Genomic DNA, 14,582 nt, shown 5'->3' with positions numbered 1-14,582 from the left:
ACTATCGTTACGACGGATATGTATCGTAACACCTTTGAACGGTTCGCGCGCAGCGGACAGGGGGTGCCTTGAAATCTCGCCCACGATTCGGACACGGTATTTCCCCCTCCGCGCGAGGGGCGCAGCATAATGTTGCTTCGGCGCTGCTGGTCGTGGTCGCCATCGCCCTGATTTTCATGGCCAAGGCCGACGTCAATGTGGTTGATCGCATGCGCGTCTTGATTTCCGACGCCTTCTCGCCGGTCCTGGATGTCGTGTCGCGGCCGATCGCCAACGTCAATCATTGGAGCAATCAGCTGCGCGAGTTGATGTCGGTGCGCGCCGAGAATGCGCGCCTTCGCGAAGAGCGCGCCCGCTTGTTGCAGTGGCAAGAGGTCGCCCGCGCCGTCGAAGCGGAAAACCGCAGTCTCAAAGCTCTGCTGCATTACGTGCCCGAGGGCGCGGCCACGTATATCGCCGCGCGGGTGGTCGCCGATACCGGCGGGGCGTTCGCCAACAGCTTGCTTGTCAACGCCGGACGGCGCGACGGCGTGCGCAAAGGACTGGCGGTGGTCAACGGCGACGGCTTGGTGGGGCGCATCGTTGATGTCGGCAGGCGGTCGTCCCGGATCCTTTTGCTGACCGACTTGAACTCTCGAATTCCGGTGCTCATATCCGCGTCGCGTACGCGCGCGATCCTGGCCGGCGACAATACCAGCCGTCCCACCCTTATTCATCTTCCCCCGGGGGGGACGGTATCGCCCGGCGATCGCATCGTCACCTCGGGAAGCGGGGGGGCTTTCCCTCCCGGTCTTCCCGTGGGGTTGGTGGCGGCGGTCGATGAGCAGTCGATCGTGGTTCAGCCCTTTGTCGATCGCTACCGCCTGGAGTACGTGCGGGTCGTCGATTATGGCCTGCGGGGTGTTTTGGATGTCTCGTCGTCCACCCTGGCGCCGAAAAGCGGCCAAAAGCGATGAGCCAAAAAAAATGAGATCGACTTTATTTCAGCGCATGGACGCCATGCTGCGCCGTCTTACGCCCTTTGCGCTTGCCGTTTTGACGGTGATCTTGAACGTTATTCCCGTGCGCATCCCCGGGTTGCCGGAGGTTGCGCCGGTGCTGCCGATCATGGCGATCTACCACTGGACGATTTATCGCCCTCAATTGTTGCCGGTGTATGCCGTCTTCGCCCTGGGTGTGTTGCAGGACGCCCTCGTCGGCCTTCCGATGGGCGTGAGCGTCCTGGTGTTTTTGATGGTTCATATCATGGTGCTCAGTCAGCAGGTCTTTTTCACGGGGAAATCGTTCGCCATTCACTGGTTAGGCTTCGCCTTGGTGGCGGCGGGCACGCAGCTTATGTTTTGGGTGGTGATGTCTCTGTATTACACATCGTTGATCGGTGTTTGGCCGATGGTCTTCCAGTACCTCCTGACGGTGGGTTTTTTCCCTCTCGTCGCGTGGCTTTTACTGCGTTGGCAACGGTCCGTTCTGGCAATGGTGTAGGTGAGCGGGGACGTGGTCATGCACAGAGATTCCGAGCGACTGAAACTGTTCAACCGACGCGTCGCCCTGCTGGCGGGGGGAAAGGTGTTGCTGCTGTCCGGGTTGGTCGGACGCATGTATTATTTGCAGGTGGTCGAAGCCGCCCGTTACGCCACTCTGGCCGATGAGAACCGGATTAACCTTCGCCTTCTGCTTCCACCCCGAGGCCCCATCGTCGATCGCTTTGGTCGGCCTCTGGCGGTTAATCGCCAGAACTACCGTTCCGTTCTCGTGCCCGAGCAAACACCGAGCGTCGAGATGACGTTGGAGCGTCTGGGCCAAATCGTGGCCATCAGCCCCAGCGATAAACGACGGATTTTGCGTGAAATTCGTCGTAAACGGGCGTTCGTTCCGGTTACGGTACGCGATAATTTGGATTGGAACGAGGTCTCGCGCATAGAGGTCAACACGCCGGATCTTCCCGGCGTCATGATCGACGAAGGGCAAAGCCGGAAATATATCGACGGGCGAGAAGTCGCCCATGTTATCGGTTATGTTTCCAGCGTCAGCGAAAAGGATATCAACTCCGACCCGTTGATGGAATTGCCGGGATTTCGCATCGGCAAGGCAGGCGTCGAGAAGGTTTACGATTTGGCGCTGCGGGGTACGGGGGGCAGCTCCCAGGTCGAGGTCAATGCTCTCGGTCGAGTAATCCGCGAATTATCGCGCCAGGAAGGTCAGCCCGGCGTCGATCTGCAATTGACCATTGATATCGAACTCCAGCGCATGGTCAACAAACGATTGGCCGGACAGAGCGCGGCGTGCGTGGTGTTGGACATTCATACCGGAGGCGTCCTGGCGATGTCTTCGACACCCAGTTTCGACCCCAACGCGTTCAATCGCGGATTGTCCAACCAGGAATGGCAGGACTTGGTTTCCAACCCGATGGCGCCACTGACCAATAAGGCGATCGCCGGGCAATATTCTCCGGGATCGACCTTCAAGATGGTGGTGGCGTTGGCGGCTTTGGAAAAGGGGGTGATTTCCTCGACCAACGAGCTGTTTTGTTCGGGCTCATTGACCCTGGGCAACGCCGTTTTTCATTGCTGGAAAAGGTCCGGACACGGTCGGGTGGATATGAGAAAGGCGATCACTCAATCGTGTGACGTTTATTTTTACGAAGTGGCGCGTAGGCTGGGTATCGACGCCATCTCGGCGATGGCCAATCGATTGGGGATGGGCGCCAAGTTGGGGATCGACCTGCCTGGAGAGAACACAGGCCTGATGCCGACCCGCAAATGGAAAATGGGCGCCATGGGCACGCCGTGGCAAACGGGGGAAACCTTGATCGCGGGAATCGGGCAGGGTTATGTTCTGACGACCCCCCTGCAATTGGCGGTGATGACGGCGCGTTTGGCCAATGGCGGGATCGCGGTGACTCCGCATCTGGCGCACGATATCGTGACCCCGGAAAAGGTGACGCCGCGTAAAAGTGGCGATTTCCCCTCGGTCGGACTCGATCCCGACCATCTGAAAGTGGTCCTTGACGGGATGACGGCCGTGGTCAGTTCCCCTCATGGAACGGCGCATCGCTCGCGGATTGATATCGCGGGAATGGAGATGGCGGGAAAATCCGGCACCGTTCAGGTGCGTAGAATCACCAAACTCGAACGCGAACAGGGGGTGCGCAAGAACAAGGATTTGGCTTGGCTGGCGCGCGATCACGCGCTTTTTGTCGCCTATGCGCCGGTCCATGCGCCCCGTTATGCGGTGTCGGTGGTCGTCGAACACGGTGGCGGCGGGTCATCGACCGCCGCGCCCATCGCCCGTGACGTGCTGTTGGAGGCGCAAAAACGCAAGTCCGCGCGCCCGGCGGTCATTGAACAAGACGCGAGGAATTATCATCGCGCCGAGTCCAAGGGGTAACGCTATGCATTCCAGCCGTTTTACCCAATCGCAGATGACCGTCGGGCAAAAGCTTCTGCATATCCACTGGTTTTTCGTTCTGCTTTTGGTGCTAACCGCGAGCATTGGCTTTGTTATGCTATATTCGGCGGGCGGCGGAAGTTTCAATCCGTGGGCGTCGCGCCAGATGCTGCGGTTCGCCGTCGGCTTCGTATTGATGATTGGCGTCGCGCTGATCGATATTCGTATTTGGATGCGCTATGCCTATGTGATTTACAGCATCGCCCTGTTTTTGCTGATTGCGGTCGATGTCGCGGGGTACGTCGGCATGGGGGCGCAGCGCTGGATCAACCTCGGGGCGTTCAACCTGCAGCCGTCCGAGTTGATGAAGATCGCGATGGTCTTGACGTTAGCGCGTTATTTTCACGGCGCCTCGGTGGACGAAATTCGCCAACCCTTATTTTTACTGCCTCCGATCATGATCGTGCTTGGGCCGGCGGCGTTGATTTTGCGTCAACCCGACCTGGGCACCACGGTAATGCTGTTGTTGGCCAGCGCCGCCATTTTTTTCGTCGCCGGGGTGCGCATGTGGATGTTCGCCGTGGTCGCCCTGATCGCCTTGATTTCCGCTCCTGTCGGCTGGCATTTTCTGCACGAATATCAAAAACAGCGGGTACTGACCTTCCTTAACCCGGAAAACGATCCCCTGGGCGCCGGATACCATATCATCCAATCCAAGATTGCCTTCGGTTCGGGGGGGGTCTTTGGCAAGGGATTTTTGATGGGCAGTCAAAGTCACCTCAACTTCTTACCGGAAAAACAAACCGACTTTATTTTCACCATGCTGGCCGAAGAATTCGGAATGATCGGCGGGCTTACGCTTCTGGCGTTGTACACTTTGATCGTCATCTATGGCTTTGCCATAGCGCTGGGCGCGCGCAGCCACTTCGGCCGGATGGTGGCGATGGGGGTCAGCACCACGTTTTTTCTCTATGTCTTCATCAATATCGCCATGGTCATGGGTCTCATTCCGGTGGTCGGCGTGCCGCTGCCGCTGATCAGCTACGGCGGGACGGCCATGCTGACGTTGTTGATTGGTTTCGGCTTGCTGCTGGGCGTGCACGTCCATCGTGACGTGACCATCGGGCGGCGCGGTAGCACAGAAGATTTTTAAGCGGCGCACGAAGCCGCCACCTACCCCGAATTCTTGGGTGTTTGCGCATGGCGATGTCTCATCCAAGGAGAATATCTGAGCGTAAAAGGGGCGGGACGTGCTTACGTCTTGATAAGCGGTAAACTACAGGTGTGCACGATGGTCGATCTCGAAGCCTACAGGATCAATACCAGTGTTTACGAATGGTGTGTCGGCGCCTTTTCACGCCTGGAACGGCACCTCGGCCTGAAAATAAAACTGCATTCGTCCCCCGAACTTCTTGCTCAGGGGCAAATTTTTCTGTTCAATCATTTCGCCCGTTTCGAAACGGTCATTCCACCGTATCTCGTCTATAAGCACAGTGGGCGGTATTGCCGTTCGGTCGCCGATCACACCCTCTTTGAGGGCAGCGAGATGTTCGCGAAATTCCTGCGTGGCGTCGGGGGGGTTCCCAACACAACCGCCGGTTTGATGCCGTTTTTGGCCGCCGAAATCTTGCGCGGGCGCAAGATCGTCGTGTTCCCCGAGGGGGGCATGATCAAAGACCGCCGCGTCCTCGATAAAAGGGGGGCCTACAATGTTTATTCGCCGGTCGCCCAAGAACGGCGCAAGCACCACCGGGGGGCGGCGGTGATCGCCTTGACTCTCGATACCTTCAAGAATCGCATTCTCAGCGTCCACGCACACGCGGAGGAAGAGCGCCTTCACAGGTGGGTGGACGCCTTGGGCTTGGAGAGCGTCGATCAGCTTCTCGAACGCGCCCGCGAGCCGACGATGATCGTGCCCGCCAACATCACGTTTTACCCTCTAAGGGTGACGGAGAATATTCTCCATCGGGGCATGGAATTGTTGATGAAAGACATGTCGGGGCGTTTTTCCGAAGAGTTGCTGATCGAGGGCAATATTCTGCTGAAAGACACCGACATGGACATCCGCTTTGCGCCACCGGTGATGGCCGCTAAAAAATGGCGCTGGTGGGAACGCGTCCTGTTGAAATCCGTGTTTGAGCGTATCGATTCCTTGGAGGAACTGTTCGCCATGCGCGACGGGGCGGTCGGTTGGGCGGAAAAAATGATGAACCGTTGTATACAGGACGAAACGATGCGCATCCGCGACGCCTACATGGCCGGGATGTATTCGGTGACGACGGTGAATTTCAGCCACCTCGCCTCACGCCTGATTGTAGATCTGGTCGCCGCCGGGCGACGGGAAATCGGTAAGGAAGAATTTCACAAGGCGCTCTATCTGGCCATCAAAAACCTGCAAAACGCCGAAGGCGTGGGCCTGCACCGCAGCCTGCTCGCGCCCGAAAGCTATCGTGGTTTGCTCGACGGACAGTGCGACGCCCTGGAACAGTTTCTCAGGACCACCAAACAGGCCGGCCTAATCGGACGGACGCCAAGCAAGTATCGTTTTTTGGATAGCTTAAGTGCGGACAGCACGTTCGATCGGATCAGGATTGACAATCCGATCATGGTCTACGCCAACGAGGTCGCCCCCATCGCCGCCGTCCGCGCGACCCTGAACGACGCCCTCGAAAGGGCGGGACGGGTGCTAGATGAAGAATTGGCGTCCGACCAATTCGACGACGAATTGCGCGCGCACCAGTGGAACCACGCGCACTATCGGGGGGAACGCCACCACGAGATTAACGCCAAGGAAACCGCGACACTTTCAGGGGAGCCTTTTCTGCTGATCCCAAAAGAGATCACGGCGGTCGGCGTCGTTCTGGTTCATGGTTTCCTTGCCTCGCCCGCGGAAATGCGCGCCTTCGGTGAAAAATTGGTGCAAAAGGGGCATCCCGTGATCGGGGTGCGGCTGGCGGGACACGGCACGTCACCTTGGGATTTGCAGCACCGAAGCTGGCGCGAGTGGCTCCAATCGGTGCGCCGGGGCTGCGCCATATTGGGTGCGTTTTGCGAAAAAATCGCCGTGGTCGGATTTTCCGGCGGTGGGGTTTTGGCGTTACGTCTGGCCAGCGAGGCGCCGCGTTCCCTGGTGGGCGTCGCCGTGGTCAGCGCGCCGATGCGCTTCTTGGACCGGCGCATGGCGTTCGTGCCTCTGGTGCACCGTCTGAATACCCTGACCGAATGGTTGCCGTCTTTCGATGGCGTCATGCCCTTTCATGAAAACGCGAGTGAACATCCCGAGATAAATTACAAAAACATCCCGACGCGTGGCGTTTACGAATTGCGTCAATTGGTGGAGGAAACCCGGCATGTTTTACCCACGGTACGGTGCCCGGCGCTGATTGTGCAAGGAGATCGCGACCCGGTCGTCGATCCCGAAAGCGCGACGCTCATTCACGATCGGCTAGGCAGCTCGCAAAAGACGCTTGTTTACGTTCCCTCCACCCGTCATGCCATATTATTGGAAGATATCGCGGGCGCTCAGGATCGGGTCGCGAATTTTTTGAAGGGGCTACCCTGGGAGGCCGACGACAGTGGGACATCGTAATTTCAGGGGTGGGCTCAAGGATCGCTCGTCTTCGTAAGAAGACGCCTTACTTATAAAACGTGAAAGAGGGTTCGGGAGGATGTCATGACGCACGATAGCAATATCTCGGACGCACCCGAAACGCCGGATACCGGCGGGCGGGAATTTCGTGTTCCGAATGGCCCCCTGCACGCTATTTTCGACGATGCCGCGGCCCGCTGGCCGCACCGGCCATGTCTGGATTTTCTCGGTCGCACCATGAACTATCGGGCCGTCGCCCGGCGTGTCGATCGTGCGGCCAAGGGGTTGATGTCTTTGGGCGTGGGGCGCGGCGTCAATGTCGGGTTGTGTCTGCCCAACAGTCCTTACTATGTGATCGGTTATTTCGCGATCTTGAAAGCGGGAGGGACGGTGGTCAACTTCAACCCACTGTACAGCGCCGAGCAAATCGATTTTCAGGTCCGCGATTCGAAAATTCAAATCATGTTGACGCTCGACCTTCAAACGGTGCTGTCCAAGGTGACGCAAAGCAATGTCGGCAAGATTGTCGTCTGTCGGTTCGCCGCCGCCTTGCCCTTCGTTAAAAAGGGGCTGTTTTCGATTTTCAAGCGCCGGGAAATCGCCGCCATGCCCAAAGACGGACGGCATATTGCGTTCGACGCCCTGATCCATAACGATGGCGTTTTCACGCCGCCCGCGATTGATCCTAGGCGCGATCTTGCGGTGATCCAGTATACTGGCGGCACCACCGGCGCCCCCAAGGGGGCGATGCTGAGCCACTACAATCTCCGTGCGAATACGGCGCAGGTGCGTATTTTGCTGGGGGCGCTGTGCGACGGTCAGGAAAAATTTGTCGCCGTGATCCCGTTCTTTCACGTCTACGCCATGACCGTGTTGATGAATTTGGGGATCGCCACGGGATCGCAGCTTATCTTATTGCCCAGGTTCGACGCCGACCAATTGTTGAAGGCGATCTCGCGCAAGAAGGCGACGTTGATCGCCGCCGTGCCCACGGTTTACGCTGCGTTGGCGGGCCATCCCCGTGTGCGGAACCATGATTTCAGTTCGTTGCGCCATTGCGTGTCGGGCGGCGCGCCGCTGCCGTTGGCGGTGAAGGAAACGTTTGAGGGACTGACCGGGTGTCCCTTGATCGAAGGATATGGCCTCAGCGAAGCCTCGCCGGTGGTGTCGTTCAACCCACCGGACGGGGTGCAAAAAGCAGGATCGATCGGCCCCGCGTTGGCGGGGACCGATATCGAGGTGCGCGACCTGGAAGACCCCACCGTTGTTTTGGAACGCGGAAAAAAAGGCGAAATCGTCGTTCGCGGCCCCCAGGTGATGGTCGGATACTGGCAAAATACCGCGGCGACGCAGCAGGTTTTGGACAGAGAATGGTTGAGGACGGGCGATGTCGGTTATATGGATGAGGACGGTTATGTTTTCTTGATCGATCGCCTGAAGGACATCATTATCACCGGAGGGTATAAAGTCTACCCGCGCAATATCGAGGAGGTGTTGATGCGTCACCCCGAGGTTGAGGAAGCGACGGTCATCGCCATCGATCATCCTCTGCGCGGCCAAGTGCCCAAGGCTTTTGTCAAAGTGCGCCCGGGCGCGGCGGTGGACGAAGAAGCCCTGAAGGTCTTCGTCGGCGAGCATCTGACGCCGATGGAGCGTCCGGCCGAGATTGCGTTCCGCGACGAACTGCCGAAGACCTTGATCGGAAAACTCTCGAAAAAAGAACTGGTGCACGAGGAAAAGGCGAAAAATCGAAACCCGAACGACGCGCCGGAATAAAGACCGCGCGGGCGACGGAGGTGGTCGCGCGCGTAAAGAAACAACATCGTTAAGGAGAGCCCGTTCATGAAACCTGTCGTGATTGCGGCCTATGTCCGCTCACCGTTTACTTTCGCCAACAAGGGCGCGTTGGTGAAAACCCGACCCGACGACCTGGCCGCCCAGGTCGTCCGCGCTCTGATGGTGCGCACCGGCGTCGCTCCCGACAGTATCGAAGATTTGATTTTGGGGTGCGCCTTTCCCGAAGGTGAGCAAGGTTTCAATATCGGTCGTTTGGTTGGGTTTCTCGCCGATCTTCCGCTTTCGGTATCGGGGATGACGGTCAACCGCTTTTGCGGATCGTCGATGCAGGCGATCCATATCGCCGCGGGGGCGATCCAGATGAACGCTGGCGCGGCGTTTATCTGCGCCGGGGTCGAATCGATGAGCCGGATTCCAATGACCGGTTTTAATCCGATGCCCCATCCCGGATTGGCCGAACGCTACCCCCAGGCCTACATGTCGATGGGGGAAACGGCGGAAAACGTCGCGGCGAAATGGGATATTGGGCGCGACGCGCAGGACCGCTTCGCCGTTGAAAGCCACCGCAAGGCCGCCGCCGCTCAGGAAGGCGGATTGTTGCGCGACGAAATTGTCTCGATCACGACTCCGGGCGGCGCGCGCGTCGAAGCCGACGGCTGTATCCGTCCCGGCACCGACATGGAAGGTCTGAGCACCCTGAAACCGGCGTTCGACCAAAACGGGGTGGTGACGGCGGGAACCGCTTCGCCGTTGACCGATGGCGCGACGGCGGTACTGGTGTGCAGCGCCGAGTACGCCGAAAAATACGGTCTCGAACCGCTCGCTTACGTGCGTGGGATAGCGACCTCGGGCTGCGCCCCGGAAATTATGGGGATCGGCCCTGTCGAGTCTTCGCGCAAGGCGCTGGCGCGGGCCGGGATCGAGGTCGGCGATGTGGATGTCGTCGAATTGAACGAGGCGTTTTCCTCGCAATCGATCGCCTCGATCCGGGAGTTGGGCCTGGACGCGGCGAAGGTCAACCTCGACGGCGGGGCCTTGGCCCTGGGCCATCCCCTGGGGGCGACGGGGGCGCGGATTACGGGCAAGGCGGCGGCGCTTCTTGGGCGCACCGGGGGGCGTTGGGCGCTGGCGACGCAATGTATCGGCGGCGGACAGGGGATCGCCACGGTGATGGAGCGGGTGTAATGGCCGAGATTGAAAAAATCGCGGTGATCGGCGCCGGCGTGATGGGGGCGGCGATCGCCGCCCACGGCGCCAACGCGGGGGCCCTTGTGGTGCTTCTCGACGTCGTTCCGGGGGCGGCGCGAAAGGCGATCGACCGCTTGGCGAAGACCGACCCCGCGCCCTTGATGAGCAAACGTTTCGCCGCGCGCATCACGCCGGGAAGTATCGAGGACGATTTCGATTTGCTTGCCGATTGCGACTGGATTATCGAGGCGGTCATCGAGGACGCCGCCATCAAGCGCGACCTTTACGCACGCATCGAAACGGTGCGTAAACCCGGCGCGATCGTCTCTTCGAACACCTCGACCTTGCCTTTGGCGGTGCTCTGCGAAGGTTTGCCGCCATCGTTCCGGCAACGCTTTTTAATCACCCATTTTTTCAATCCGCCGCGCTATATGCGCCTTTTGGAGATCGTCAAGGGGGCGGATACGGCGCAGGAGGCCATCAACACCGTGGTCAACTTCGCCGACCAGAAGATGGGAAAATCGGTGATCGCATGTCGGGATACGCCGGGCTTCATCGCCAACCGGATTGGAACCTATTGGCTGCATTGCGCGGTGACCGAGGCGATCGCCCAGGGCATTGATGTCGAAACCGCCGACGCCCTCATCGGTCGGCCGATGGGCATTCCGAAAACAGGCGTATTCGGCTTGCTCGATCTGGTTGGGCTCGATTTGATGCCCCATGTTCTGGGCAGTTTGGAAAACGCCCTTCCGTCCGATGACGCCTTTCACGCCCTGGGAAAGGCGCCCGACATCCTGTCCCGTATGATTGACGATGGGTATACGGGGCGTAAAGGGAAGGGGGGGTTTTATCGTCTCAACGCAAAACGTGAAAAAGAGGTGATCGATCTCGCTACCGGCGCCTACGGCCCGGCGCAAAGACCCGTTCCGGCGGCGGTGAAGGCGGCTAAGGCGAAAAAGGGCAAGGGCGCCCTCAGGGCGATGATGTCCCACGATAGCCCGGAGGGACGTTACGCCTTTTCCGTGATCGGCAAGACGCTGTCCTACGCGGCGGCGCTGATCGGCGAAATCGGCGATGATATCGATGCCGTCGATCGCGCCATGCGTCTGGGCTATAACTGGAAGTACGGTCCGTTTGAATTGATCGACCGCTTGGGGGCGCATTGGCTGGCGCAGCGCCTGAGCGCCCCACCGTCCTTTTTGAGCGCGGTCGGCGAGGGCCGTTTTTACCGGGTCTCGGCTGGTCGCCTGCACCGCTTCGACGGGTCTGGATATATCGCGGTGACGCGCCCGGCGGGAGTTCTGCTGTTGGAAGACGTCAAGCGCCGCACCCGGCCTTTGGCGACCAACGGCTCCGCCAGCCTGTGGGATATCGGAGACGGTGCGCTATGCCTGGAATTTCATTCCAAGATGAACACCATCAACCCGTTGACGTTGGCGATGATCGCGCGCGTGGTGAAGATCGGACCGCGCGCGCTGGTGATCTATAACGAGGGCGCGAATTTTTCCGTCGGGGCGAATATCGGCCTTTTCCATTATGCCGGGAAATTCGGCCTGTGGCCGTTCGTTCGTTGGATGGTGAAACGGGGGCAGAGGGTTTATCGGGCGTTGAAACACGCGCCGTTTCCGGTTGTCGCCGCGCCCAGTGGGATGGCGCTGGGGGGCGGTTGCGAGATCGTGTTGCATTGCGATGCGATACAGGCCCATAGTGAGACCTACATCGGGTTGGTCGAGGCCGGGGTTGGTATCGTCCCCGGTTGGGGCGGCTGTGTGGAAATGTTGTCCCGTTGGGCGGTTCGCGAGAACGCGCCCAGAGGACCGATGCCGCCGGTAATGAAGGCGTTCGAACTGATCGCCACGGCGACGGTGGCCAAATCCGCCGAACAGGCGCGCGAGGCGGGCTTCTTGCGCCCCACCGACGGGGCCACCATGAACCGGGATCGGGTCTTGTTCGACGCCAAACAAAGGGCGCTGAAGATGGTCGAGGGCTATATGCCGCCCGCTCCACAGCCCTTGGTTTTGCCCGGACCGACGGGGAAGGCGGCCTTGGTCTTGGCGATCCACGATTTCGTCAAGCGCGGCTTGGCGACGGCGCATGATGAAACGGTCGCCTTGCAGTTGGCGCGGGTGCTCAGCGGCGGCGATTGCGATATGACGGAACCGCTTGAAGCGGACCGTGTTCTGGACCTGGAACGCGATGCGCTGTTACGCTTGGCGCATACCCCCCAGACCCGCGCCCGGATCGCGCATATTCTTAAGACCGGAAAACCGCTGCGCAATTGAGACGACAGAAGGAGGGTCGAATGACCTGGATAGTGATTGTAATCGTCATAGCCTTGATTGTGGTGTTCGGGGTGTCGTCGTTTCGCATCTCGTTGATTTCGGCGCCGCTGATGCGTTTGGTCGGGCGCATGTTGCCCGCCATCGGAGAGACCGAACGGATCGCCCTGGAGGCCGGCACCGTGTGGTGGGATGGCGATCTGTTTTCCGGCAAACCCGATTGGAAAAAGCTGCTCGCCTTTACGTCGCAGGGGCTTAGCGCCGAGGAACAAGCCTATCTCGACGGCCCGGTCGAGGAATTTTGCCGCGCCCTGGACGATTGGCTAATCGCCCAGGATCGGGACCTGCCGCCCGAGGCCTGGGCGTTGATCAAGAAACATCGCCTATTCGGCATGATCATTCCCAAGGAATATGGCGGCCATGGCTTTTCGGCGATCGCCCATTCCGCCGTGGTGACCAAGATCGCCAGCGTCAGCAGCGCCGCCGCGGTGACCGTGATGGTGCCCAATTCCTTGGGGCCGGGTGAATTGCTGGTGCACTATGGAACACAAGCGCAAAAGGACAAATACCTGAAGAAGCTGGCCAGCGGGGACGATATTCCCTGCTTCGCCCTGACCGAACCGGGCGCGGGCAGCGACGCCGCCAACGGGGCCAGCCGGGGCGTCGTCGCCAAGGGGCGTTACGGCGGCAAGCAGGTCTTGGGGCTGCGCCTCGATTTCGATAAGCGCTATATTACGCTGGCCCCGGTTGCGACCGTGATCGGTCTGGCGTTTCGCGCCTATGATCCCGACGGGTTGCTCGGCGATGTCGAGGACCTGGGCATCACCTGCGCCTTGTTGCCGCGCAAGCTGAAAGGATTGGAAATCGGCGATCATCACGATCCCATGGGGGTGCCCTTTCACAACGGCCCGGTGCGCGGCAAGGGGGTCTTTATCCCCCTGGAATTCGTGATCGGCGAGCGTGAAGGGGTCGGCCAGGGCTGGCGCATGCTGATGGAAAGTCTGGCGGCGGGACGCTCGATCTCACTGCCCGCGCTCTCGGTGGGGGCGGTCGAACTGGCGGCCCGCGTGGCCGGCGCCTATGGCGTGGTGCGCGAACAATTCGGCCTGCCGATCGGGCGCTTCGAAGGGGTCCAGGAGGCCCTGGCGCGCATCGGTGGGTATGCCTACTTCATGAACGCCGCCCGGCGGTTGACGGCGGGCGCGGTCGATGCCGGGGAAAAACCGGCGGTGATCTCGGCCATCGTCAAGGCGTACCTGACGGCGGGCATGCGCGATCGCGTCAACGACGCCATGGATATTCGCGGCGGCGCCGAAATTTGTCGGGGGCCGCGCAATATCTTGGGCCGGGGTTATTTGGGCGTCCCGGTGGCGATCACGGTGGAGGGGGCGAATATTTTAACGCGCTCGCTGATCGTTTTCGGTCAGGGGGCGATGCGCTGTCATCCCTATGTGCAAGATGAAATCCAGGCGATCGCCGCCAAAGATATGGAGGCCTTCGACCGAGCGTTCTTTGGTCATATCTTGCATATCTTCAAGAATGCGGGACGGGCGTTCGGCCATGCCGTTAGCGGGGCGATGTTCGCAGATTCCCCGGTGATGGGACCCGAGGCGAAGTATTATCGCCGCCTGACCCGGCTCAGCGCCGGGTTCGCCTTCGCCACCGATGTCGCCCTGATGAGTTTGGGGGGCGCACTGAAGCGCAAGGAAAGCTTTTCCGGGCGGATGGCCGATGTGTTGGCCTGGATGTATATGGCCAGCGCCGCCCTCAAACAATTTCACGACGACGGACGCCCGCCATCGCAATTGCCCCATTTGCGATGGGCATGTGAGCACGCCTTATTCCAGAGCGAACAGGCCCTGCTCGCCGCGGTGCGAAATTTTCCGCTGTGGTGGGCGCGCGTACTTCTGCGCGTCGTGATTTTCCCCCTGGGAGGGCGCTATGCACCCGTCAATGACGCGCTTTCGAGAACTGTCGCCGGAAGTCTTACGGACGGAAGTTCGGTGCGGGAAAAATTGAGCCCCGATATTCATATCCCCGAAGCCGAAAAAAACGGCCTCGGCCGACTTGAGGCGACGCTGGATAAAATCCTGGCCACGGATGCGACGCGCAAAAAAATTCAGGCCGCGGTCCGTGGGAAAACGCTGAAAAGGGGACCGATAGAGGATATGATCGATCAGGCGAAGGCGGCGGATCTGATCGACGACGACGAAGCGCAGAAACTCAAAGACGCCGAAGAGGCGCGCTGGGAAGTTATCCAGGTTGATGTCTTTTCTCCGGATACGTACAAGGGCCTTAAGGGATAGATTGCAAGGCGGGCGAAAAACCCACCGAATCACGCC

The 14,582-nt window shown here is 59.8% G+C and carries 9 protein-coding genes; all 9 read left to right on the top strand.

Annotation, left to right across the window (positions count from 1 at the left end; all coding sequences use genetic code 11):
- Nucleotides 1-68: 68 nt before the first annotated feature.
- The 9 genes from mreC to P3M64_RS04295 all read left to right on the top strand — a co-directional run bounded on the left by mreC (nucleotide 69) and on the right by P3M64_RS04295 (nucleotide 14,546).
- On the top strand, nucleotides 69-956 hold the full coding sequence (mreC, locus tag P3M64_RS04335; RefSeq protein WP_243644818.1) for a rod shape-determining protein MreC: 888 nt from the start codon (nucleotides 69-71) through the stop codon (nucleotides 954-956).
- 10 nt (nucleotides 957-966) lie between these two features.
- Entirely contained in the window at nucleotides 967-1,482 is a 516-nt protein-coding gene (gene mreD / locus P3M64_RS04330; RefSeq protein ID WP_165886386.1) for a rod shape-determining protein MreD, read from the top strand.
- Between the two features lie 18 nt (nucleotides 1,483-1,500).
- Nucleotides 1,501-3,387, top strand: coding sequence for a penicillin-binding protein 2 (mrdA, locus tag P3M64_RS04325; protein WP_132939803.1), 1,887 nt, complete (start codon nucleotides 1,501-1,503; stop codon nucleotides 3,385-3,387).
- A gap of 4 nt (nucleotides 3,388-3,391) precedes the next feature.
- Nucleotides 3,392-4,540, top strand: a complete 1,149-nt coding sequence (gene rodA / locus P3M64_RS04320) for a rod shape-determining protein RodA (RefSeq protein ID WP_132939804.1) — start codon at nucleotides 3,392-3,394, stop codon at nucleotides 4,538-4,540.
- Nucleotides 4,541-4,678: 138 nt separating this feature from the next.
- A complete protein-coding gene (locus tag P3M64_RS04315) occupies nucleotides 4,679-6,976 on the top strand; it encodes an alpha/beta fold hydrolase (RefSeq protein WP_132939805.1) in 2,298 nt (765 codons plus the stop codon).
- Between the two features lie 84 nt (nucleotides 6,977-7,060).
- Nucleotides 7,061-8,752: a long-chain-fatty-acid--CoA ligase gene (locus P3M64_RS04310; RefSeq protein ID WP_132939806.1), complete on the top strand. Its 1,692-nt coding sequence runs from the start codon at nucleotides 7,061-7,063 to the stop codon at nucleotides 8,750-8,752.
- A gap of 66 nt (nucleotides 8,753-8,818) precedes the next feature.
- Entirely contained in the window at nucleotides 8,819-9,958 is a 1,140-nt protein-coding gene (locus P3M64_RS04305; RefSeq protein WP_132939807.1) for a thiolase family protein, read from the top strand.
- Nucleotides 9,958-12,243 (top strand): 3-hydroxyacyl-CoA dehydrogenase/enoyl-CoA hydratase family protein, encoded by a 2,286-nt coding sequence (locus P3M64_RS04300; protein ID WP_132939808.1) that lies wholly within the window; start codon nucleotides 9,958-9,960, stop codon nucleotides 12,241-12,243. The genes P3M64_RS04305 and P3M64_RS04300 overlap by 1 nt, the downstream gene beginning before the upstream one ends.
- A gap of 20 nt (nucleotides 12,244-12,263) precedes the next feature.
- Nucleotides 12,264-14,546: an acyl-CoA dehydrogenase gene (locus tag P3M64_RS04295; RefSeq protein WP_132939809.1), complete on the top strand. Its 2,283-nt coding sequence runs from the start codon at nucleotides 12,264-12,266 to the stop codon at nucleotides 14,544-14,546.
- Nucleotides 14,547-14,582 lie beyond the last annotated feature (36 nt).

The sequence above is a fragment of the Varunaivibrio sulfuroxidans genome, from assembly GCF_029318635.1.
Taxonomy (GTDB): Bacteria; Pseudomonadota; Alphaproteobacteria; order Rhodospirillales; family Magnetovibrionaceae; genus Varunaivibrio; species Varunaivibrio sulfuroxidans.
Note: the sequence above shows the minus strand (reverse complement) of the source record. Positions and strands in the feature narration are given on the sequence as shown.

What these genes read in the sequence shown, in the direction of transcription:
- mreD (WP_165886386.1), top strand. Translation starts at nt 967, where the DNA reads ATGAGATCGACTTTATTTCAGCGCATGGACGCCATGCTGCGCCGTCTT.
- mrdA (WP_132939803.1), top strand. Translation starts at nt 1,501, where the DNA reads ATGCACAGAGATTCCGAGCGACTGAAACTGTTCAACCGACGCGTCGCC.
- rodA (WP_132939804.1), top strand. Translation starts at nt 3,392, where the DNA reads ATGCATTCCAGCCGTTTTACCCAATCGCAGATGACCGTCGGGCAAAAG.
- P3M64_RS04315 (WP_132939805.1), top strand. Translation starts at nt 4,679, where the DNA reads ATGGTCGATCTCGAAGCCTACAGGATCAATACCAGTGTTTACGAATGG.
- P3M64_RS04310 (WP_132939806.1), top strand. Translation starts at nt 7,061, where the DNA reads ATGACGCACGATAGCAATATCTCGGACGCACCCGAAACGCCGGATACC.
- P3M64_RS04305 (WP_132939807.1), top strand. Translation starts at nt 8,819, where the DNA reads ATGAAACCTGTCGTGATTGCGGCCTATGTCCGCTCACCGTTTACTTTC.
- P3M64_RS04300 (WP_132939808.1), top strand. Translation starts at nt 9,958, where the DNA reads ATGGCCGAGATTGAAAAAATCGCGGTGATCGGCGCCGGCGTGATGGGG.
- P3M64_RS04295 (WP_132939809.1), top strand. Translation starts at nt 12,264, where the DNA reads ATGACCTGGATAGTGATTGTAATCGTCATAGCCTTGATTGTGGTGTTC.